19 protein-coding genes are annotated in these 17,885 nt (G+C 71.4%); 10 read left to right on the top strand and 9 right to left on the bottom strand.

Annotated features, from left to right (window positions below; all coding sequences use genetic code 11):
• Positions 1–76 precede the first annotated feature (76 nt).
• The gene (gene sigJ, locus AB0C28_RS09330) at positions 77–1,039 is read left to right on the top strand and encodes an RNA polymerase sigma factor SigJ (protein ID WP_357842825.1); all 963 of its coding nucleotides are present in this window, start codon (positions 77–79) and stop codon (positions 1,037–1,039) included.
• A 103-nt stretch (positions 1,040–1,142) separates the two neighbouring features.
• Here sigJ (AB0C28_RS09330) and AB0C28_RS09335 read toward each other — a convergent pair whose 3' ends face one another.
• On the bottom strand, positions 1,143–1,682 hold the full coding sequence (locus AB0C28_RS09335; RefSeq protein ID WP_357842828.1) for a TIGR00730 family Rossman fold protein: 540 nt from the start codon (positions 1,680–1,682) through the stop codon (positions 1,143–1,145).
• A 103-nt stretch (positions 1,683–1,785) separates the two neighbouring features.
• Between AB0C28_RS09335 and AB0C28_RS09340 the strand changes: the two genes are divergently transcribed.
• The gene (locus AB0C28_RS09340) at positions 1,786–2,391 is read left to right on the top strand and encodes a CAP domain-containing protein (RefSeq protein ID WP_357842831.1); all 606 of its coding nucleotides are present in this window, start codon (positions 1,786–1,788) and stop codon (positions 2,389–2,391) included.
• Between the two features lie 225 nt (positions 2,392–2,616).
• A complete protein-coding gene (locus tag AB0C28_RS09345; protein ID WP_357842834.1) occupies positions 2,617–3,210 on the top strand; it encodes a hypothetical protein in 594 nt (197 codons plus the stop codon).
• A gap of 90 nt (positions 3,211–3,300) precedes the next feature.
• Here AB0C28_RS09345 and sigJ (AB0C28_RS09350) read toward each other — a convergent pair whose 3' ends face one another.
• Positions 3,301–4,254, bottom strand: coding sequence for an RNA polymerase sigma factor SigJ (sigJ, locus tag AB0C28_RS09350; protein ID WP_358073543.1), 954 nt, complete (start codon positions 4,252–4,254; stop codon positions 3,301–3,303).
• 106 nt (positions 4,255–4,360) lie between these two features.
• The gene (locus tag AB0C28_RS09355; protein WP_358073544.1) at positions 4,361–5,104 is read right to left on the bottom strand and encodes an SDR family NAD(P)-dependent oxidoreductase; all 744 of its coding nucleotides are present in this window, start codon (positions 5,102–5,104) and stop codon (positions 4,361–4,363) included.
• 530 nt (positions 5,105–5,634) lie between these two features.
• Between AB0C28_RS09355 and AB0C28_RS09360 the strand changes: the two genes are divergently transcribed.
• The 3 genes from AB0C28_RS09360 to AB0C28_RS09370 all read left to right on the top strand — a co-directional run bounded on the left by AB0C28_RS09360 (position 5,635) and on the right by AB0C28_RS09370 (position 7,993).
• Positions 5,635–6,729, top strand: a complete 1,095-nt coding sequence (locus AB0C28_RS09360) for a phosphotransferase (protein WP_358073545.1) — start codon at positions 5,635–5,637, stop codon at positions 6,727–6,729.
• 108 nt (positions 6,730–6,837) lie between these two features.
• Positions 6,838–7,494 carry a methyltransferase domain-containing protein gene (locus AB0C28_RS09365; protein WP_358073546.1) on the top strand — a complete coding sequence of 219 codons (657 nt, stop codon included), beginning with the start codon at positions 6,838–6,840 and terminating at the stop codon, positions 7,492–7,494.
• Positions 7,495–7,564: 70 nt separating this feature from the next.
• Positions 7,565–7,993 (top strand): ester cyclase, encoded by a 429-nt coding sequence (locus AB0C28_RS09370; protein WP_357842849.1) that lies wholly within the window; start codon positions 7,565–7,567, stop codon positions 7,991–7,993.
• Positions 7,994–8,029: 36 nt separating this feature from the next.
• On the opposite strand, the gene AB0C28_RS09375 is transcribed toward AB0C28_RS09370, so the two are convergent.
• Positions 8,030–8,962, bottom strand: a complete 933-nt coding sequence (locus tag AB0C28_RS09375; protein WP_358073547.1) for an NADP-dependent oxidoreductase — start codon at positions 8,960–8,962, stop codon at positions 8,030–8,032.
• Between the two features lie 166 nt (positions 8,963–9,128).
• On the opposite strand from AB0C28_RS09375, the gene AB0C28_RS09380 reads away from it, so the two are divergent.
• Positions 9,129–9,731, top strand: coding sequence for a TetR family transcriptional regulator (locus AB0C28_RS09380; RefSeq protein WP_358073548.1), 603 nt, complete (start codon positions 9,129–9,131; stop codon positions 9,729–9,731).
• Between the two features lie 31 nt (positions 9,732–9,762).
• Here the strand turns inward: AB0C28_RS09380 and AB0C28_RS09385 are convergent, their stop codons facing one another.
• Entirely contained in the window at positions 9,763–10,629 is an 867-nt protein-coding gene (locus AB0C28_RS09385; RefSeq protein WP_358073549.1) for an oxidoreductase, read from the bottom strand.
• A 93-nt stretch (positions 10,630–10,722) separates the two neighbouring features.
• Between AB0C28_RS09385 and AB0C28_RS09390 the strand changes: the two genes are divergently transcribed.
• The gene (locus tag AB0C28_RS09390; RefSeq protein ID WP_357842860.1) at positions 10,723–11,454 is read left to right on the top strand and encodes a helix-turn-helix transcriptional regulator; all 732 of its coding nucleotides are present in this window, start codon (positions 10,723–10,725) and stop codon (positions 11,452–11,454) included.
• A gap of 76 nt (positions 11,455–11,530) precedes the next feature.
• Here AB0C28_RS09390 and AB0C28_RS09395 read toward each other — a convergent pair whose 3' ends face one another.
• The 3 genes from AB0C28_RS09395 to AB0C28_RS09405 all read right to left on the bottom strand — a co-directional run bounded on the left by AB0C28_RS09395 (position 11,531) and on the right by AB0C28_RS09405 (position 14,196).
• Positions 11,531–12,007 carry a hypothetical protein gene (locus tag AB0C28_RS09395; protein WP_358073550.1) on the bottom strand — a complete coding sequence of 159 codons (477 nt, stop codon included), beginning with the start codon at positions 12,005–12,007 and terminating at the stop codon, positions 11,531–11,533.
• An 83-nt stretch (positions 12,008–12,090) separates the two neighbouring features.
• Complete coding sequence (locus tag AB0C28_RS09400) at positions 12,091–13,119, bottom strand: SDR family NAD(P)-dependent oxidoreductase (RefSeq protein ID WP_358073551.1); 1,029 nt, start codon at positions 13,117–13,119, stop codon at positions 12,091–12,093.
• A 24-nt stretch (positions 13,120–13,143) separates the two neighbouring features.
• Complete coding sequence (locus tag AB0C28_RS09405) at positions 13,144–14,196, bottom strand: aldo/keto reductase (RefSeq protein WP_358073552.1); 1,053 nt, start codon at positions 14,194–14,196, stop codon at positions 13,144–13,146.
• Between the two features lie 163 nt (positions 14,197–14,359).
• On the opposite strand from AB0C28_RS09405, the gene AB0C28_RS09410 reads away from it, so the two are divergent.
• Positions 14,360–14,938, top strand: a complete 579-nt coding sequence (locus AB0C28_RS09410) for a helix-turn-helix domain-containing protein (RefSeq protein WP_357842872.1) — start codon at positions 14,360–14,362, stop codon at positions 14,936–14,938.
• A 1,151-nt stretch (positions 14,939–16,089) separates the two neighbouring features.
• Positions 16,090–17,235, top strand: coding sequence for a ring-hydroxylating oxygenase subunit alpha (locus AB0C28_RS09415; RefSeq protein ID WP_358073553.1), 1,146 nt, complete (start codon positions 16,090–16,092; stop codon positions 17,233–17,235).
• Between the two features lie 88 nt (positions 17,236–17,323).
• On the opposite strand, the gene AB0C28_RS09420 is transcribed toward AB0C28_RS09415, so the two are convergent.
• Positions 17,324–17,746 (bottom strand): RidA family protein, encoded by a 423-nt coding sequence (locus tag AB0C28_RS09420; RefSeq protein WP_357842877.1) that lies wholly within the window; start codon positions 17,744–17,746, stop codon positions 17,324–17,326.
• Positions 17,747–17,885: the final 139 nt, after the last annotated feature.

Here is a 17,885-nt window from a genome sequence, read left to right on the forward strand (position 1 = left end):
TACGACGACACAGCCCCGCGCGATGTGAGGTGACCCGCCGGCCTCACATTCCGGCGCGGCGCGTCGTCGTACGAGGATGAGAGAGAAGGAATCCGGCCACACCATGACCCACCCACCCGCACCGGAGGACGGCCGGCCCGACCCGGGCCTGAACGCGCTCATGAGCGAGCGCCGCCAGCTGATCGGCCTCGCCTACCGGCTGCTGGGCTCCCTGGCCGACGCCGAGGACGTCGTCCAGGAGACCTACGCCCGCTGGTACGCCATGTCGCCGCCTCAGCGCGAGGCCATCGACTCGCCGGGCGCCTGGCTGACCAGGGTGGCCGGCCGGATCTGCCTCGACGTGCTCGGCTCGGCCCGGGCCAGGCGCGAACGGTATGTGGGGGAGTGGATCCCCGAGCCGCTGCTCGACCACGGCGAACTGCTCGGCGGCCGGCCCAGTGCCGTCCCGCCCGACCCGGCCGACCGGGTCACCCTGGACGAGTCGATCACGATGGCCTTCCTCGTCGTGCTCGAATCGATGACCCCGGCGGAACGCGTCGCGTTCGTGCTGCACGACGTCTTCGGCTACCCCTTCGCCGAGGTGGCCGAGATCGTCGGCCGCACCCCGGCCGCCTGCCGCCAGCTGGCCACCTCGGCCCGCCGCCGCATCGATCACACGCGGACCCCCGCGCCGCCCGCCGACCGGCACGCCGGCCTCGTCAGGGCCTTCAAACAGGCATGGGAGAGCAAGGACATCGCCGCCCTCATCGGCGTGCTCGCCCCCGACGTCACGGCGACGGGCGACGGCGGCGGGCTCGTCACCGCGGTGCCGCACCCGGTCCGCGGCGCCGAGGCGGTCGCCCGCTTCTTCGCCGACCGGGCCGGCGCGCTGCCTGATCTGGTGCTCTCGGAGTGCACGGTCAACGGGCGGCCGGGGCTGGTGGCCGAGCAGGATGGGGTCGCCGTGTCGGTGATGGCGTTCGACGTCGCGGACGACCGGATCATCCGCATCTGGGCCGTGCTCAACCCGGACAAACTCCGGTCGTGGACGGCGGGCTGACCCGCGTGCCGCCGACCGGCACAGCCACTCCGGCCGATCCCCGCCGTCTCCTCGGCGGGGATCGCGCGCCGGCGATCAGCGCGGTGAAACCTCACGCCGGCGATCAGCTCAGTCCGAACGACTCCTCCAGGTAGGCCATCGCCCCCACGGGCTCCTCGGCGAAGAAGACCAGGTCGGTGAGGGGACGCGGCAGGAAGCCCTCCTCCTCCATCCGCCGGAACTGCTCCTTCAGCCCGTCGTAGAAACCCGCCGTGTTCAGCAGCACGACCGGCTTGTCCGTGCGCCCGTGCTTCTTCAGCTCCAGGATCTCGGTGGCCTCGTCCAGCGTGCCCGTGCCGCCCACCATGATGACCACGGCGTCGGCCTTCTCCAGCAGCAGCCGCTTGCGCTCGCCGAGGTCGGCCGCGATCACCATGTCGTCCACGCCTTTGCGCGCCTTGGCGGCCAGGAAGTCGACCGAGACGCCCATCAGCAGCCCGCCCGCCGCGTGCACGCCGTCGGCCACCACCTTCATCAGGCCCACGTCGGAACCACCCCACACCAGGGTGTGCCCGCCCTGGCCGATCAGCTCAGCGAACTCGCGGGCGGGGCGGGTGTAGGTCTCGGACAGGTCGGCGGCGGAAAGGAAGACACAGATGTTCATGCGCACCACCGTACGAGGTGTGAGTAGGGCGTACCTACTCATGCGCAGGCAGGGTGGCCGCCTTATCACTGAAGGACGTTCATCCTCAGACAAGGAGATCGCGGTGAATCGCACCCTCAGCCTGCTCGGCGCCGCCGGCGTCGTGGCCCTGGGCGTCCTGCCGGCCCTGAGCACGCCCGCCACGGCGGCGCCCAACTGCGCCGCCGCGGCGGCGTACTACGACAGCGCCCCGACCAGCGCCAACCTCGCCATGCTCCGCCAGGCGGTGCACTGCCTGATCGACGCCGAGCGGGCCGCGGTAGGGCTCGGCCCGCTGTCCGTCAACACGCCGCTCACCAACGCGGCGAGCGGGCACGCCGCCGCCGCGGCCGCGATCAAGTGGTGGCGGCCGGGCGCCGACTCGCATCGGAACCCGCAGACCGGCTCCACGCCGGGCAGCCGCATCACGGCCGCCGGCTACTGCCCGAACCCCGTCTCCTGGTCCTACGCCGAGACCACCTACACCGGCTGGGGCACCGGAGCGGGCACACCCCGGGCCGCCGTGCGCTGGTGGGTGCACATCAGCACGTACGGGCACCGCCAGATCGTGCTCAGCCCGACGCTGAGGGACCTCGGGGTCGGCGTCGCGGCCGGGTCGGCGGACCCGGCCGGCGCGGGCTCACCGGGCGGTGGCACGTACGTGGTCGACTTCGGCCGCTGCCAGCGCTGACAACCCCGCCGGCCAGGTCGCCGGCCGGTATTGACAACCCGTCGGCCCGTACGCGCGGGCCGGCGGAAAGCGGACGGCAAGCACGGTCGAGTCGGCGAAAGCGGACGGCAAGCACGGCCGGGCCGGCGGAAAGCCGACGGCAAGCAGCGCGCAAACTCCTGTCGCCTCGATGCAAGCGGTCCGCGTTACACATAGTGACGTCACCACTACGAAAGGATCACTCCGATGTCGCGCTCCCGTGCCATCCTCGGCCTCCTCACCGCTCTCGGAACGGCGGCCACGGCCGTCGCCGTCACGGCCGCTCCCGCGAGCGCCACCGCCTGTGACCCCGCCCTCGTGGCGCCCGCCGGCAGCCTCGTCGGCAACCTGTGGCGCTCCAACGGCGGCGAGCGCAGCGTCTACGGCTGCCCGACCACCAAGGAGTACGGCTACGCCGGCAAGCGCGGCTCGTACCAGTTCTTCCGCAACGGCAAGATCGTCTGGTCGCCCAACCTGGGCAACGGCACCCTGGTCCGCGCCTACTACGCCGGCGGCAAGGCCGTCTTCCGCTGGAGCGGCCTCGGCCGCGACTGGGACTTCTTCAACGTCCGCTGGAGCATCAACGGCGGCAAGGCCACCCAGGTGAAGGTCGCCAGGGAGACCCCGTGGAGCGGCGTGTACGCGGTGAACCCCAGCTGCCAGGACGGGGTCTGCATGACCTCCAACGGCCATGGCGGTGTGCTCAAGGCCGCCTTCATCGTGCAGGGCTGCGACCGCGGCACCTTCAGCTCCGACTGCGGGCCCTGGAGCATCGCCACCTCGGTCAAGGCCCCCTACTGACCCGCCTCCATGGATCCCGCCTCCGCCGAGCCCGGGTCACACCGATCGCCGCCTGCCGCCCGGCGGCGGTCGGCTGATCGTCCCGGGCTCTCACGCGTCCCCCAGCAGCCCGACGTCGGACACCGGCCCGATGTGGCCGAGCTTGTCGGGGTTGGCCACCGAGTGGATCGCCTGCACCACGCCGTCGGCCACGTCGAGCTCGACCACGGCCGCCACGCGTCCTTCCCCGTCGTACAGCACCGCGCCCGGCCGGCTGTTGACCCAGGCCAGGCGGGGCAGGACGCCGAGCCGTCTGGCCCGGCGCAGCCCCGCGACCAGCATCCGCGCGGTACGCAGCGACCCGGCCGCCGGGCTCCCGATCGACGGCGCCTTGCCGCCCCCGTCGCCGTGGAGCACCACGTCGGGCGCGAGCAGGCCGAGCAGCGCGTCCATGTCGCCGCCCCCGGCCGCCTCGAAGAACCTGCGGGCCAGCTCCTCGCCCGCCGCCCGCTGCGCGGGCCCGCCGCGCACCTTGCGCCCGGCGGAGATGTGCTGCCTGGCGCGGGTGAAGATCTGGCGGCAGTTCACCTCGGTCTTGCCGGTGATCCTGGCCACGTCCTCGTAGCCGTACCCGAACACCTCGCGCAGCATGAACACCGCCCGCTCCACCGGCGACAGCGACTCCAGCAGCACGAGGAACGCCATCGACAGCGAGTCGGCCAGCTCGGCGCGCTCGGCCGGCCCCTGGCCGTCGGCGGGCACGACGACCGGCTCGGGCAGCCAGTCGCCCACGTACGTCTCCCGCCGCACCCGCGCCGACCGCAGATGATCGATGCCCAGCCGCGTCACCGCCGTCGTCAGGTACGCCTTCAGGTCGGCGATCACGGTGCCCGCCCGGCGCGCCCGGGTCAGGCCGAGGAACGCGTCCTGCACGATGTCCTCCGCGTCGCCCACCGATCCGGTCATCCCGTAGGCGATGGAGAACAGCAGCGGCCGGTACGCGGTCGTGCCCGTCTCGTCCGCCGGTTCGGGCAGGGGCTCCCGTGCCGGTCTTTCGCCGCTCATCTCCATGGCCTTCCCGTTCCGGGGCGTTTCCGCACGACGTCAAGCGTTCCAGGACGCTTCCGTACAACGTCGAGTGGGGTGTCGAGCGGGGTGTCGAGGGCGGCGTTCACCAGGCGACGGGGCCGAGGCGGTCGATGAAGATCCCGCTCGGCCCGTCGGGGCCGAGCGTCGCGAGCTCCACGATCGGGTCGCTGCCCTCGGTGACCGTCAGCTGGCCGGTGTGGTGGTTCATGTCGGTCGCGGTGAACTTGCGGTTCGCGACCTCTCCCGGGGTGAGCAGGTTGAACTTGATCTCCGGGAGGGCCTGGGCGTACCGGACGGTGATCATGTTCAGCGCGGCCTTCGACGAGCTGTAGGCGAGCTCGTGCATCTTCGAGACGGGCTGCTCGGGATCCGTCACGACCGCGAAGGAGCCGCCGCCGCTGGACACCATCACCACCCGCGGGTTGGCCGCGGCCCTGAGCAGGGGGAGGAATGCGTGCGTGACCCGGACCGGGCCGTACACGTTGGTGTCGTAGACGGCGTGCAGCTCGTCGGCCGTGGCGTCGGCGGGGGTGACCACGTTGCCCGGCGCGCCGGCGTTGTTGACCAGCACGTCCAGCCGGTCGGTGTGCTCGCGGACGCGCCGTACGGCGTCGGCCACCGACTCGTCCGAGGTCACGTCCAGCGGCACCATGACCACGTTCGCGCCGTCCGCGGCCAGCTTGGCGGCGGCCGTCCTGCCGCGCTCCGCGTCGCGCGAGCCGAGGAAGATCGTCCAGCCGAGCTCGCCGAGCCGCCGGGCCGTTTCGAGGCCGAGTCCCTTGTTGCCTCCGGTGATCAGCACCGAGGTCTGCTCCGTGTTCGTCATGCCCTCTAAGACGGGCTCCCGCGTCCTGCTGTGACACCCTGTGAGCGAGCTCACACGGGCGCGCATCCAGCGGTCGTCGTCGGCGGTTGTCGGCGGGGGTCATCGGCCGTAGGAACGCACCCGGACTTTACGTAGTGAATTCCCCGTCAAAGCAGAGCGAAATAAGTGGATATATCCCGTTTGATGTGATTTACGGGCATATTGTGCTATTTGGAAAGTGGCAACGGGGGGAGGACTACGATGGCTGGATCAAGCGGCTTCCCAGAAGGAGGCGGCTGCGGGCGGCGTCGCTGGCGTCGTCGTCGCTGCCGCCGTCGCAGGCGCTGGTGGGGCGGCTGGGGAGGCCCATGGGGCGGACCCTGGGGCGGCCCTTGGGGCGGAGGCTGGCACTGGTGGTGAACCGGACCGGCTCATGAAGCCGCGGGCCGTGGCGGTTTCCGAACGCACCTGAAACCAGTCCCCGTTGGCGGTGCCTGACGGATTCCGCCGCGAGCCCGCATCAGCCCTGCGCGATCACCAGAAGGAGTGAGGTGCGGAATTCACCGGACGCGCGGGGCGCGATGCCGAGCGGGACGGAAGACGAGACCATTCACAGCGCGCTTCCGCACGCCACGGGTGGCCGCAGGATCGAATGGGCGGCGGTGCCCGGGCGGGTCGCCGCCGGAATGGAGCGGCTGCTCGGCAGCAGGGTGATCGACGCGGTCAGCCAGCCTGGCGGTTTCTCGGAGGGTCTGGCCGCGCGGGTGCGGCTGGCGGACGGCGGGCGCGCCTTCGTCAAGGCGGCCAGTTCACGTACGGCGCCCGTGGTGGCGGGCTTCCATCGCAGGGAGATCGCGATCTCGCGGACGCTTCCCCGGACGGTGCCGGCGGCTCGGCTGCTGGACGCGTACGACGACGGCGACTGGGTGGCGCTGATCTTCGAGGAGATCCCCGGACGGTTGCCAGCCCAGCCGTGGCGGCCCGACGAACTGGAGCACGTCCTGGCCGCCGTGACCGAGCTGACCCAAGCTCTGACGCCGTCCCCGGTGGACGAACGACTCCTCGCCCGGCCACGCCTGGGCGGCTGGACCGCTCTGGCGACCGCCGCCTCCTCGGACACCGGCACCGCAGAAGCTGCGACGAGCGCCGCTCCGGAACGAGCCGCCACGACGAGCGCCGCAGCGGAACCATCCGCCGCCGGCACCGTCCGGGAAAGGCTGGCGACGCTCTCGCCGTGGGCGGCCCGGCACCTCGACGACCTGGCCGCGCTGGAGGAGCGCACCGCGCCCGCCCTCACCGGCCGGACCCTCCTGCACGGCGACCTGTACCCGTTCAATCTCCTGCTGCACGAACGGCGCGTCTTCGTCGTCGACTGGCCGCACGCCTGGGTCGGCGCCGCACACTGCGACGTGGTGACGTTGCTGGCGGGCGTGTCGCTCAGCGGCCTGGATCCGCAGCCCATCGCCGAACGCCATCCGCTGACCCGCGACCTGGACCCGGCCCAGATCGATGCGGTGCTGGCGGCGCACTCCGGCTTCCTCCTCCGCACCGCCGCCTCGATGGGGCCCGGGACCGATCGCCGCCTGGTGGACATGATGACCGCCCTGGGCCTCGCCTCCCTGCGTTGGCTCAGGAACCGCCGGTGACGCCGACCGTTCCTCAGCACCGGCTGAAGCTCCGCCGGTGAGGCCGCTGCGAAGCGCCGGCTGAAGATCGGCCGTGCGACCGCGCCTCCTCGGCTAGGGTCTCGGCGCATGAACGCGGACGACTGGCTGAGCGACACCCGGACCTCCTACGACACGGTCGCATCCGGCTATGCCGACCAGTTGCGCGGGGCGGTGGCCGAGCGGCCGTACGTCCGCGCGGCGCTGGAACTCTTCGCCGACCTGGTCCGCGCCGCAGGGGACGGCCCTGTGGCCGACGTGGGGTGCGGGCCAGGCCACGTCACCGCCCATCTGCGGGACCTGGGCGTGGACGCGTTCGGCATCGACCTGTCGCCCGGCATGATCGACGTGGCCCGGCGCGACCACCCCGGCCTGCGATTCGAGGTCGGCTCGATGACCGAGCTGGATCTTCCGGACGCCTCGCTCACCGGCCTGCTCGCCTTCTGGTCGCTGATCCACGTGCCCGACGACGAGCTCCCCGCCGTCTTCGGGCACTTCCACCGGGTGCTGCGCCCGGGCGGAGTGCTGCTGACCGGCTTTCACGTCGGTGACGGCTCGGTGCTGAAGACGAGTGGGTACGGCGGCCGTCCGATGAAGGTGTACGTGCACCGCCGCCGCCCCGAGCAGGTGGCGGACCTGCTGCGCGACGCCGGGTTCACCGTGGAGGCCCAGTTGCTGTTGCACCTCGACGAGAAGGTTCCAGGGGCGATGTTGTTCGCGCGGCCGAGCCAGGACGGCCCCGCCTGAGGGGAGGGTGTCACATTCGGGGGCGCCGATTCGTCGGACAGGTGAAGACTTTCGTCCAGGGAGAAGACACATGTCCCAGTCAGGCAGCAACAAAGAGACGTTCCTGCGCTTCCACGAGGTCGTCAACGGTGGCGACGGGGAGCTCATCGCGAAGGCGATCGACGAGCTCGTCCGTCCGGACGTGCTGTTCCACGCGCCGGTGCCGATGGGCACGACGGGCCCGCAGGCGATGAAACAGGTGTGGGAGGTGCTCCTTCGTGCGTTCCCCGACATCCGGGTCACGGTCGAGGACGTGATCTCCGAGGGCGACAAGGTCGTCTCCAGGAACACGGTCACCGGAACCCACCAGGGCGAGTTCAGGGGTCTGGCGCCGACGGGCCGCTCCGTCACCTACGGCGAGATCTTCATCGCCCGCTTCGAGGACGGCAAGGTCGCCGAGCTGTGGGGGGTCGTCGACGTCTTCTCCCAGCTGAAGCAGCTCGGCGCCATCCCGGTCTGACCAGGCCGGGCAGGGCGGGCAGGGCGAGCGAGGCGGTCAGCCCGCGGTGACGATCAGCTTGCCGTTCTTGGGGGTGCCGTGGCGTTCGAGCTCGGTCAGCACCGGGATCGCGTCGGCGAGCGGCACGGTCCTGGCGATCGGGATCCGCAACGCTCCCTGCGCGGCCAGCCGCGTCACCAGGTCGAGGTCGTTCGTGCTGGGCCGGCCCATCAGCACCTGGTAGGGCCCCGGCAGGGCGCTTCGCGCGAACTTCAACGCCGTGGGGACGATGTCCAGGATGCGGCCGCCGGGCTTCAGCAGCGTCCGCGCCGCTGCGGCGGAGAGCGTGCCGGCGGTGTCGAAGACCAGGTCGAAGCGCCCTTCGAGCTGCTTCGGGTCGAAGCCGAACGTGACGATCGGGTCGACGCCGAGCTCGCGTGCCTCCTGGACGACGGTGGCCCGGCAACTGCCGCCCACCGAGGCGCCCGACATCAGCGCGATCTGGGCGGCGGCCCGGCCGACGCCGCCCAGGCAGCCGTTGATGAAGACGCTCTGCCCTGGCCGCACCTTCCCCTTGCCGAGTATGGCCTGGAACGCGGTGATCCCGACGACCGGGATCGCCGCGGCCTGCTCGTAGGAGAGCTCCACCGGCTTGCGTACCACCGTCTGCTCGGCGGCGATGACCATCTCGGCGAACGCCCCCGCTCCTTTGAGACTTGTGCCGCCGAGCACCTCGTCGCCGGCCTTCAACCTGGTGACGTCCGCGCCGACCGCCTCGACGACGCCCGCGAAGTCGTTGCCGACCCCGCGCGGGAAGCCGCGACCGGTCATGAGACGCATCTCGCCGTTGCGCATCTTCCAGTCCATCGCGTTGGCGGCCGCGGCCCGCACCCGCACCAGAACCTCGCCCCGGCCTGGGCGTGGCGGCTCGAAGTCCTCCAGCCGCAGGACCTCAGGGCCGCCGTAGCGGTGATATTGGATGCGCTTCACCGCGGGCATCCTCGTTCCGCTCGGGCTGCCGGTCATGGCGATCCCCATCCTTCTGTTGTCTTGGCGTGACATCACACTAACAGTGATGTCGCGGCGTGACATCAGGCCCGAACCGATGTCGCGGTGTGACATCGGACACGTGCGCCAGGCCGATATGGTTGCGGCTATGCCTCGGTGGGAACACGGCAGCGAAGAACGGCTGAAACAGGCCGCTCTGGAGCTGTTCCAGGAGCAGGGGTTCGAGGACACCAGCGCCGTCCAGATCGCCGAACGCGCCCGCGTCACCACCCGCACCTTCTTCCGCTACTTCCGGGACAAGGAAGAGGTCATCTTCGCCGACGCGGACACGCTCAAGGAGACGCTCGTCCACGACCTCCTCCAGGCGGCCGACGTCTCGGAGCCGCTCCTGGCGGTGGTCCGGACTCTGGCCGGTTTCGACTGGGAGAGACTCGGATCACGGGAGACCCAGCACCGGCGGAACGCGATGATCGCGGCGACCCCGCAACTGCTGGAGCGGGACCTGGTGAAGCAGCACCAGGTGGCCGAAGGGCTCAGCGACGCGCTCCGCCGGCGCGGCATCGCCCCTGACCTCGCGGAGCTCGCGGCCGGCGCGGGGGTCCAGGTCTTCCGTACGGCCTACCTGCGCTGGCTGGCAGGCGACGACGACACCGACCTGACCACCATGACGGAAACCGTGCTGTCCAGCCTCGCCACGCTCGTGCCCGGTGCCCGGTCAGGAGCCTCCCCGGATCCGGGGACACCCCGCTAGCCGAAGGCGACCGTCCGGCCGGTACGCGGCTTCACGCGCCGGCCGCGTCCAGTTCGGCGACCGCGTCGGCGGGCAGGTCCAGGCCGGCCGCGGCGACGTTCTCCCGCAAGTGCGCCACGGACGACGTGCCGGGGATCACCGCCATGACGGGTGAGCGCCGCAGCAGCCAGGCCAGCGCGACCTGCTGCCGCGACGCCCCCAGCCGGTCCGCCACGCCGGCGAGGGCCGCGGACTGCAGCGGGTTGTAGCCGCCGAGCGGGAAGAACGGGACGTACGCGATGTTCTCGGCCGCGCACCGTTCGAGCAGGGCGTCGTCCTGCCGGTTGGCGAGGTTGTAGAGATTCTGGACGGTGACGACCGGCGCGATGGCCTGCGCCTCGGTGAGCTGCGCGGCCGAGACGCCGCTGAGGCCCAGGTGGCGGATCAGGCCCTGCTCGCGCAACTCCGCCAGCGCGCCGAACTGCTCGGCGATCGAGTCGTCAGTGGTGCCCGCGACCGAGGCGAGGCGCAGGTTGACCACGTCGAGGACGTCCAGGCCGAGATGCCGGAGGTTCTCGTGGACCTGCGCCTTGAGGTCCTCCGGTTCCAGCGAGGGGTTCCACGAGCCGTCGGGGCCGCGGCGGGCGCCGACCTTGGTGACCAGATGCAGGCCGGCCGGATAGGGATGCAGGGCCTGCCTGATGAGCTCGTTGACGACGACCGGGCCGTAGAAGTCGCTGGTGTCGATGTGGTTCACGCCGAGTTCGACCGCCTCGCGCAGCACGGCGACCGCCTGCCCGCGATCCTTGGGCGGCCCGAACACGCCGGGTCCCGCGAGTTGCATGGCGCCGTAGCCCATGCGGCCGAGGGTGAGGTCGTCGGCGAGGGTGAGGCCCCCGCCGGGAAGTGTCGTGTTCATGAGGCCACTTTCCGGCACGGGGCGAAAGCACGGCAGTACCTCGCTGTTCCTGGGAGTGTCAGGAACACTCACCACTGCCGCGGCCGTCCTATCGTGGAGTTCGTGCCCGGCCTGCGCCGCGAGGAGGTCGCGACGCTCGCGGGCATCAGCTCCGACTACTACCTGCGCCTGGAGCAGGGCCGCGACCGCAACCCCTCGGCGCAGGTGATCGAAGCGCTGGCCAGGGTCCTGCGGCTCGACGAGGACGCCACCGCCTATCTGCGGGGTCTGGTGGGCGACCGTCCCCGCCGGGAGTCGCGCGGGGCGCCGGAGAAGGTGCCGGTGAGCATCCGGCTTCTGCTGGACGGGATGCCGCAGCCGGCGTTCGTCCAGGGGAGGTACTTCGACGTCCTGAGGGCCAACGCCATGGCTCGCGCCCTTTCGCCGAACCTGGCGCCCGGCGTCAACCGGCTGCGCGCGGCCTTCCTCGACCCACGGGAGCGGGAGCTGCACCGGGACTGGGCGCAGGCCACGGCGAGCGTCGTCGCCCAGCTCAGGGCCTCCTTGGGGCCGGGCGACGACGATCCGCGCCTGGCGGCGCTCGTAGGCGAACTGTCGCTCAAGAGCGACCGGTTCCGCGCGTTGTGGGCCCGCCACGACGTACGCCGACGCGAGTCGCAGATCACCAGGCTCCGCCATCCGCAGGCCGGCGATCTGGAGCTGTATCGCGACAAGCTCGCCATCGCCGGCGCCGACGGACAGCTTCTGGTCGTCTATCACGCCGAGCCCGGCACGGAGTCCGCCCGCCGCCTGGCCGGGCTCGGTCACGCCGTCCCGTCGGCGTGATGACGTGGGCCGCGGTTCCGCCGGTGGCGATCGGCGGGCCGGTCGTCTGAAGGCGGGCGCGTGCTTTGTACCAGTGTCACGACCATGGCGAGGCCCGCCCCCACGGCCACGACATGTTCGGACAGCGCCAGCCAGCGGTACTCGCCCGGCGCCGGGCGTCGGCGCCCGCCCCCGGCGGCGCCGACGGGTCGAGGCCGGCGGTCCCGCCCGCGGCCCAGTAGGTCCACAGCACGGCGAGCACCGCGGGCGGCACCATGATCCACCGGGTACGGGCGCCCGCCCCGGCCCGGCCGGCGAAGGCCCACGGCCACCGATCGCGCAGGTAGAGCGGCAGGCCGACGACCAGCGCCAGTGCCAGCCCCAGCCCGATCCCGGCCACGGCCATCACCACCGTGACCGCGTTGAGCAGCACCCAGTCGGCCGTGCCGCGGAGCAACTCCAGGGCGATCCAGACGACCTTGACCAGCAGGTAGAGGGATATCGCCCCGGCCGCAGCGAACCCGGCGGCGCGGCGCGGCCATGTGGGGGCGCCGATCTCGGCACGTACTCTCATGGCCGCGAGTCTCGCGGCCACGGCCGGCCCCGCCATCCCCCGCCCGCGCCAGGCGCTTCTCCCGCGCGGGGGAGTGGGGGCGGTCACGCCTTGAGCAGTTGCTCGCTCAGTTCCCACAGGCGTCGCGCTGACGCGGGATCTATGGCGTGCGGTGCGACGTCGGTCACCACCACCGGTTCGCCGCCGACCGTGGTGGTGACCGACGGAGTGTCGTTCAGTGGTGCGATGTCGCTGTTCTTCAGATAGACGCCGCCGATCCCGGCGAGCTGCGGGCCGGCCGCCGCGAACACGATGGTGGCGGCCCCCTGCTCCGGGGTCTTCTTCTCCCGGTCGGGATCGATGATCGGCCGGCCGGCGTCGTCGATGAGCCGCTGGGCCCGCAACTGGTCCATGTCGAACAGCCCCTGTACGGACCTCCCGTCGTCCTGCGCGGACGCCAGGTGGGTCAGGGTCGTGGCGACGACGATGCCCGGATGCAGGGCGTAACCCCGGATCCCGTCGCCGGACCAGCGCCGGTCCAGTTCCACGGCGAAGAGCACGTTGGCGGTCTTGGACTGGCCGTAGGCCAGGTGACCCTCGAAACCGGTGGCGAAGTGCGGGTCGTCCCAGCGGATGTCGCAGATCCGATGGGCGCCGGAGGACACGTTCACGACCCGGGCGCCGTGCGCGGCACGCAGCGCGGGCCGTAGGCCGAGGGTCAGCTGGAAGTGCCCGAGATGGTTGGCCGCGAACGTCGACTCGTAACCGCGCGCGTCCAGGACCCGCCCGGCCGTGCTGCCGCCGGCGTTGTTGATCAGGACGTGCAGCGGGCGGCCGGAATCGACGAACCGGGCGGCGAAGGCGTCGATCGAGGCCGGGTCGAGCAGGTCCAGCCGGTCGATCTCGACGCCTTCGAGCCCGGCCAGCGCGGCGGCGGCGCGGCCGGGGTCGCGCGCCCCCGCGATGATGGACGCGCCCGCCCTGCTGAGCGCGCGGGTGCTCTCCAGGCCGAGCCCGGCGTGACCGCCGGTGATGACCACGTTCGTACCGGTCAGGTCGATGCCCTTGAGCACCTCGCCGGCCGTCGACGCGGCGGTGAAGCCCGTACCGATGGGATGTTGCCGATGAGTCATGAGGTCCTCCTGGAGTCGGGGTGATCAGGCGGCGGCGCGCTCTCCGGCGGGCCGTCGGCGCAGGCCGGGCCGCAGGATGGCGGGCGGGTCGTAGGCCATGTCGAGCCGGCCGACGTCGGTGCCGGGCGGCACGATCTCGTCGATCCGGTCGAGGACGTCGTCGGTGAGCGTGACGTCGAGCCCGGCCAGCGAGCTGTCCAGGTGCTCCATGGTGCGCGGCCCGATGATCGCCGACGTGACGCCGGGGTGGGCGATGACGAAGGCCATGGCCAGGTGGTTCAGCGGCATCCCGGCCTCCTCGGCGAGCGGGATGAGCCGTTCGACCGCGTCCAGGCGGCGCTCGTCCTTCAGGTGCCCGAACCCGAACTGGGCCCGGTGCGCGGTGCTCTGCTGGTTCTTGCGGTAGCGGCCGGTGAGCAGGCCGCCGGCGAGCGGGCTCCAGACCAGGGTGCCCATGCCGAACTCCTGCACGGCGGGCAGGACCTCGCGCTCGACGCCGCGGTTGAGTATCGAGTACGGCGGCTGCTCGGCGCGCGGGCGCATGAGGCCGCGCCGTTCGGCGATCCAGTGGGCCCGCACGATGTCCGAGGCCGGCATCGACGAGGTGCCGAACGCTCGGATCTTGCCGGCCCGCACCAGGTCGGTGAGCGCCGACAGGGTCTCCTCGAAGTCGGTGTCCGGGTCGGGCTGGTGGATCTGGTAGAGGTCGATGTAGTCGGTGCCCAGGCGGCGCAGCGAGCCCTCCACGGCGCGGATCAGCCAGCGGCGGGAGGCGCCCGACTGGTTGGGGACGAACGAGGTCCCGCCGCGGGGGTTGAAGTTCACGGGGAAGCGGCCCTTGGTGGCGAGCACGACCTCGTCACGGTGGCCCTTGAGCGCCTTGCCGACGATCTCCTCGGACTCGCCGCCCGCGTACATGTCGGCGGTGTCGACGAAGTTGATCCCCGCGTCCAGGGCCCGGTGGATGATCTTGATCGAGTCGTCGTGGTCGGGGTTGCCGAGGCCGCCCAACATCATGGCGCCCAGCGCGAAGGGGCTGACCTGGATGCCGGTTCCGCCGAGAGTGCGGTACTGCATGCGGATGTCTCCTGAGGTGGGAAAGGGGAATGCGGGGGCGGCCGTACGGATGCCGTACGCTGGAACCCGAAACGGAACGCCTCTCCGGAACTATACGGAACGCTGTTCCGATTAAGCAAGCGCGAGGGAGGGACGTGACGGAGGACGCGGGGAAAAGCGACGCGTGGCGCGGCCGCTACGCGCTGACGCGCGGCGGAACCTGGACGCCCTGCTCGCGGCGGCGAAAGCCGTCTTCGCCGCGGAGGGCGTGGACGCGCCGGCCAAGCGGATCGCCGATCTGGCCGGCGTCGGTGTGGGAACGTTGTACCGGCACTTCCCGCAGCGCTCGGACCTGGTCAAGGCCGTGTTCCAGCGCGAGGTGGACGCCTGCGCCGACGTGGCGCCGGAGCTGAGCGCGGCGTACGGACCGGGAGCGGCGCTCGACGCCGCGGCGGCCCACGGCGAGATCGGGGACGGCGTCAGCCCCGAGGAGTTGCTGTACGCCGTGGGCCATCTGTGCCTGCCGGTGGAGGGCGACGGCGCCGGACACAGCCGGCGCATGGTCGCCCTCCTCATCGACGGGCTGCGCTTTCGCGCGGATTCGAGCCGTTCTCAGCGGAAGTCGGAGATGCGCAGCACCGCCAGCATGTCCGTCGCCCGTGACCCGGTCGAGAAGGACGCCTCCGCGCCGACCCAGCCGCGGAAGGCGCCCGAGTCGTCGATGATCTGCATGAGCGGCTTGACGTGCGAGTTGCCCGTGTAGCAGAACTGGCCCCGCTCCATGGCCAGGCACGTGCACCAGTGCCAGAGCGTGTCGCGGCGGTCGGTCTTGGAGATCATCGTCAGGTAGTACTGGATCGAGCTGACGTTGGCGCGCGTCCCGCCGCCGTACTTGGGGCAGCCGCCCGACTTCTGGCAGGCGCCGCGCGAGGACGGTTGCAGGTACGTCAGGCACGACGTGGTGGCGGCGCAGGCGCGGAAGGCGGAGAGGCCGAACGGCTGGTTGAGCGAGTTGACCATCTTGCCGCTGGCCCAGCTCGTCAGGTCCTGCCGCAGCGAGCCGGGGAACGCCTTGACCGAGGTCATCGCGCGCCGGGTGCCGAACGAGGCGTTGCTGCCGTAGCCGTAGCCGTGCGTGGCCAGCGAGCTGCTCTTGAGGTCGAGGCGGGCCAGCTTGCCGTCCGGCGAGCGCCGCACGTTCCACTGCTCGGTCCACTTCTGGGCGATCTTCCACCGGATGGTGAGCACGTCGCCCGCGACGGTGTACGTGCCGCTACGGCTCTCGTCGGGGGCACCGGTGAACCCGCCGGCGGTGAGCACCTCGCAGGCCCGGGGCTTGGAGGCGGAGCCGCCGGCCTTGGTGGTGCAGCTCGGGTCGGGCCTGGTGCCGGTGCGCTGCCTGGCCTTGGGATTGCGCTGCCACCACAGGTAGAGGGAGGCGCTGACCGTGCCGTTGGCGGCGAAGCGGTAGTTGCCCAGCCGCAGCCAGTTCTGCTGCGACGAGGCCTTCAGATGACCTTGTGAGACGACGTACGTGGACTTTCCGCCCGGCAGGGCGGCCAGGGCGGCGGCGGACGCGGGGGCGGCGGCCGGCGCGGGAACTGCGGCGGGGGCAGCGGCGGGGACGGCGCCGGCCGGGACGGCGGGTGGCAGGGTGATGGCGAGTATGAAGGACAGGATCGCGGCTGCGGTACGCAAGAGCAGACTCCCGGGGCTGGCGGGCTTTGGCCGATCGTCAACGACACACCGTATTCGGTCCGGACCGGATATGTCACTGAAACCACAAGGCTGATCACTCCACGAGGGCTTGATCGTGCCCTGTCCGGCTGCTTAATCTCCTTCTGACCGGAACGCCCAGATCCGGAACGCCGGGATGCCGTCGCGCAGGCGTCCGGCGTCCGTACGGGAGGCACGGTGACCTCGGACGCGATCCCCGCCCTCGATCACATCAGCGCCGGCTACGACCCCGACCCCGCGCTGTCGATGTCGCTGCACGCCGACGCCTACACCGATCTGGCCTGGTTCGGCGTCGACCAGCGGGCGATCTTCTCCCGCACGTGGCAGTGGCTGTGCCATGCGGAGCTGCTGCGGGAGGCGGGCGCCTACGTGACGGGCACGGTGGCCGGCCTGCCGATCGTCGCCGTCCGCGACGAGGCCGGCACGCTGCGGGCCTTCTACAACGTGTGCAAGCACCGGGCGCACGAGCTGCTGTCCGGATCCGGGGTGCGGCGCAGCATCGTGTGCCCGTACCACGCCTGGAATTTCGACCTGACCGGCAGGTTGCGGCGGGCCCGAAACACCGGCGGCATGCCGGGCTTCGACGCCTCGGGCGTGTGCCTGGACCGGATCCAGGTCGCCGAGTTCGGCGGCATGGTCTACGTCAACCTCGACCCCGAGGCGGCCCCGCTGAGCACGCAGGCCGAGGGGCTGGAGGCGGAGATCGCGGCGCGGGCGCCGGACGTGGCCAAGCTGACCCTCGCCCGCCGGCTCACCTACGACATCGCCTCCAACTGGAAGAACGTCGTGGACAACTTCCTGGAGTGCTACCACTGCCACGTCGCGCACAAGGACTTCGTGTCGCTGGTGGACATGAGCACCTACCAGGTCACCACGCACGGGATCTGGTCCAGCCACATGGCCCAGGCCGGCCAGGCGGCGAACTCCGCCTACGACGTGTCGGGCGCGACGGTCACCGAGCACGCCGTGTGGTGGCTGTGGCCCAACACCTGCCTGCTGCGTTATCCGGGCCGCGGCAACTTCATGGTGCTGCAGATCATCCCCGACGGTCCCGAACGCACGCGCGAGACCTGGGACTTCTACCTGGAGACCGCGGAGCCGGACGCGGCCGAGCTGGACAGCATTCGCTACATCGACCAGGTGCTGCAGGTGGAGGACATCGCCCTGGTTGAGAGCGTGCAGCGGGGGATGCGCACCCCCGCCTTCACCCAGGGGAAGATCGTGTACGACCCGGGCGGCTCGGGGCTGTCGGAGCACGCGGTCCACCACTTCCACGGCCTCGTCCTGGACGCCTACCGGCGCGAGCTCAGCCGCCCGTCCTAGGCTTCGCGACCCGACCCGACCCGACCCGACCCGGCTCAAGCTGGCTCAGACTGGCTCGGGCTGGTCGGGCGCGGGGGTTTCTGGGCGGTCAGTCGGACGCCGGCGGGTTCGCGAGCACGGCGACCGCCTCGACCTCGACGAGCTGGTCGGCGTAGCCGAGCACGGTCACGCCGAGCAAGGTGCTGGGCACGTCGTGCTCGCCCATGTACTCCCGATACACCTCCCAGGCCGTCACCAGGTCGCTCTGCTGGGAGGAGGCCACGTACACGGTGGTCTTGACGACGTCGGTCAGCGACGCGCCCGCTCCCTCCAGCGCGGTCACCAGGTTGCGCATCACCTGGTGCGCCTGGCCGGCGTAGTCGCCGACCGCGACGGTCTCGCCCTTGAGGTCCAGGGGGCAGGCCCCGGCCACCCAGATGGAGCGCACCGGCGCGTCGGCGGCCGCGGCGTAGGCGTACGGGACGTCCTGCGCGAGCCGCTCGTTCCGGATCAATCTCACGCTGCTGCTCATGCGTGCTCCATTCCGTCTGGTCAAAAGGGGCTTTTGGGCAGCCACAACCTAGCCGACGAGGCGCGATATCGCTCGCCATTAAACGCGCAGGCGACGCGCTGCCGAGTGCCCGATGATCACCTCTCGCGGATCACCATCC

This window comes from Nonomuraea sp. NPDC048892, assembly GCF_040649735.1.
Taxonomy (GTDB): Bacteria; Actinomycetota; Actinomycetes; order Streptosporangiales; family Streptosporangiaceae; genus Nonomuraea; species Nonomuraea maheshkhaliensis.

Excerpts from the sequence above, each read along its gene's own strand:
- sigJ (WP_357842825.1), top strand. The coding sequence starts at position 77 with ATGAGAGAGAAGGAATCCGGCCACACCATGACCCACCCACCCGCACCG.
- AB0C28_RS09335 (WP_357842828.1), bottom strand. The coding sequence starts at position 1,682 with ATGAACATCTGTGTCTTCCTTTCCGCCGCCGACCTGTCCGAGACCTAC.
- AB0C28_RS09345 (WP_357842834.1), top strand. The coding sequence starts at position 2,617 with ATGTCGCGCTCCCGTGCCATCCTCGGCCTCCTCACCGCTCTCGGAACG.
- sigJ (WP_358073543.1), bottom strand. The coding sequence starts at position 4,254 with ATGAGCGGCGAAAGACCGGCACGGGAGCCCCTGCCCGAACCGGCGGAC.
- AB0C28_RS09355 (WP_358073544.1), bottom strand. The coding sequence starts at position 5,104 with ATGACGAACACGGAGCAGACCTCGGTGCTGATCACCGGAGGCAACAAG.
- AB0C28_RS09365 (WP_358073546.1), top strand. The coding sequence starts at position 6,838 with ATGAACGCGGACGACTGGCTGAGCGACACCCGGACCTCCTACGACACG.
- AB0C28_RS09370 (WP_357842849.1), top strand. The coding sequence starts at position 7,565 with ATGTCCCAGTCAGGCAGCAACAAAGAGACGTTCCTGCGCTTCCACGAG.
- AB0C28_RS09380 (WP_358073548.1), top strand. The coding sequence starts at position 9,129 with ATGCCTCGGTGGGAACACGGCAGCGAAGAACGGCTGAAACAGGCCGCT.
- AB0C28_RS09385 (WP_358073549.1), bottom strand. The coding sequence starts at position 10,629 with ATGAACACGACACTTCCCGGCGGGGGCCTCACCCTCGCCGACGACCTC.
- AB0C28_RS09395 (WP_358073550.1), bottom strand. The coding sequence starts at position 12,007 with ATGAGAGTACGTGCCGAGATCGGCGCCCCCACATGGCCGCGCCGCGCC.
- AB0C28_RS09400 (WP_358073551.1), bottom strand. The coding sequence starts at position 13,119 with ATGACTCATCGGCAACATCCCATCGGTACGGGCTTCACCGCCGCGTCG.
- AB0C28_RS09405 (WP_358073552.1), bottom strand. The coding sequence starts at position 14,196 with ATGCAGTACCGCACTCTCGGCGGAACCGGCATCCAGGTCAGCCCCTTC.
- AB0C28_RS09420 (WP_357842877.1), bottom strand. The coding sequence starts at position 17,746 with ATGAGCAGCAGCGTGAGATTGATCCGGAACGAGCGGCTCGCGCAGGAC.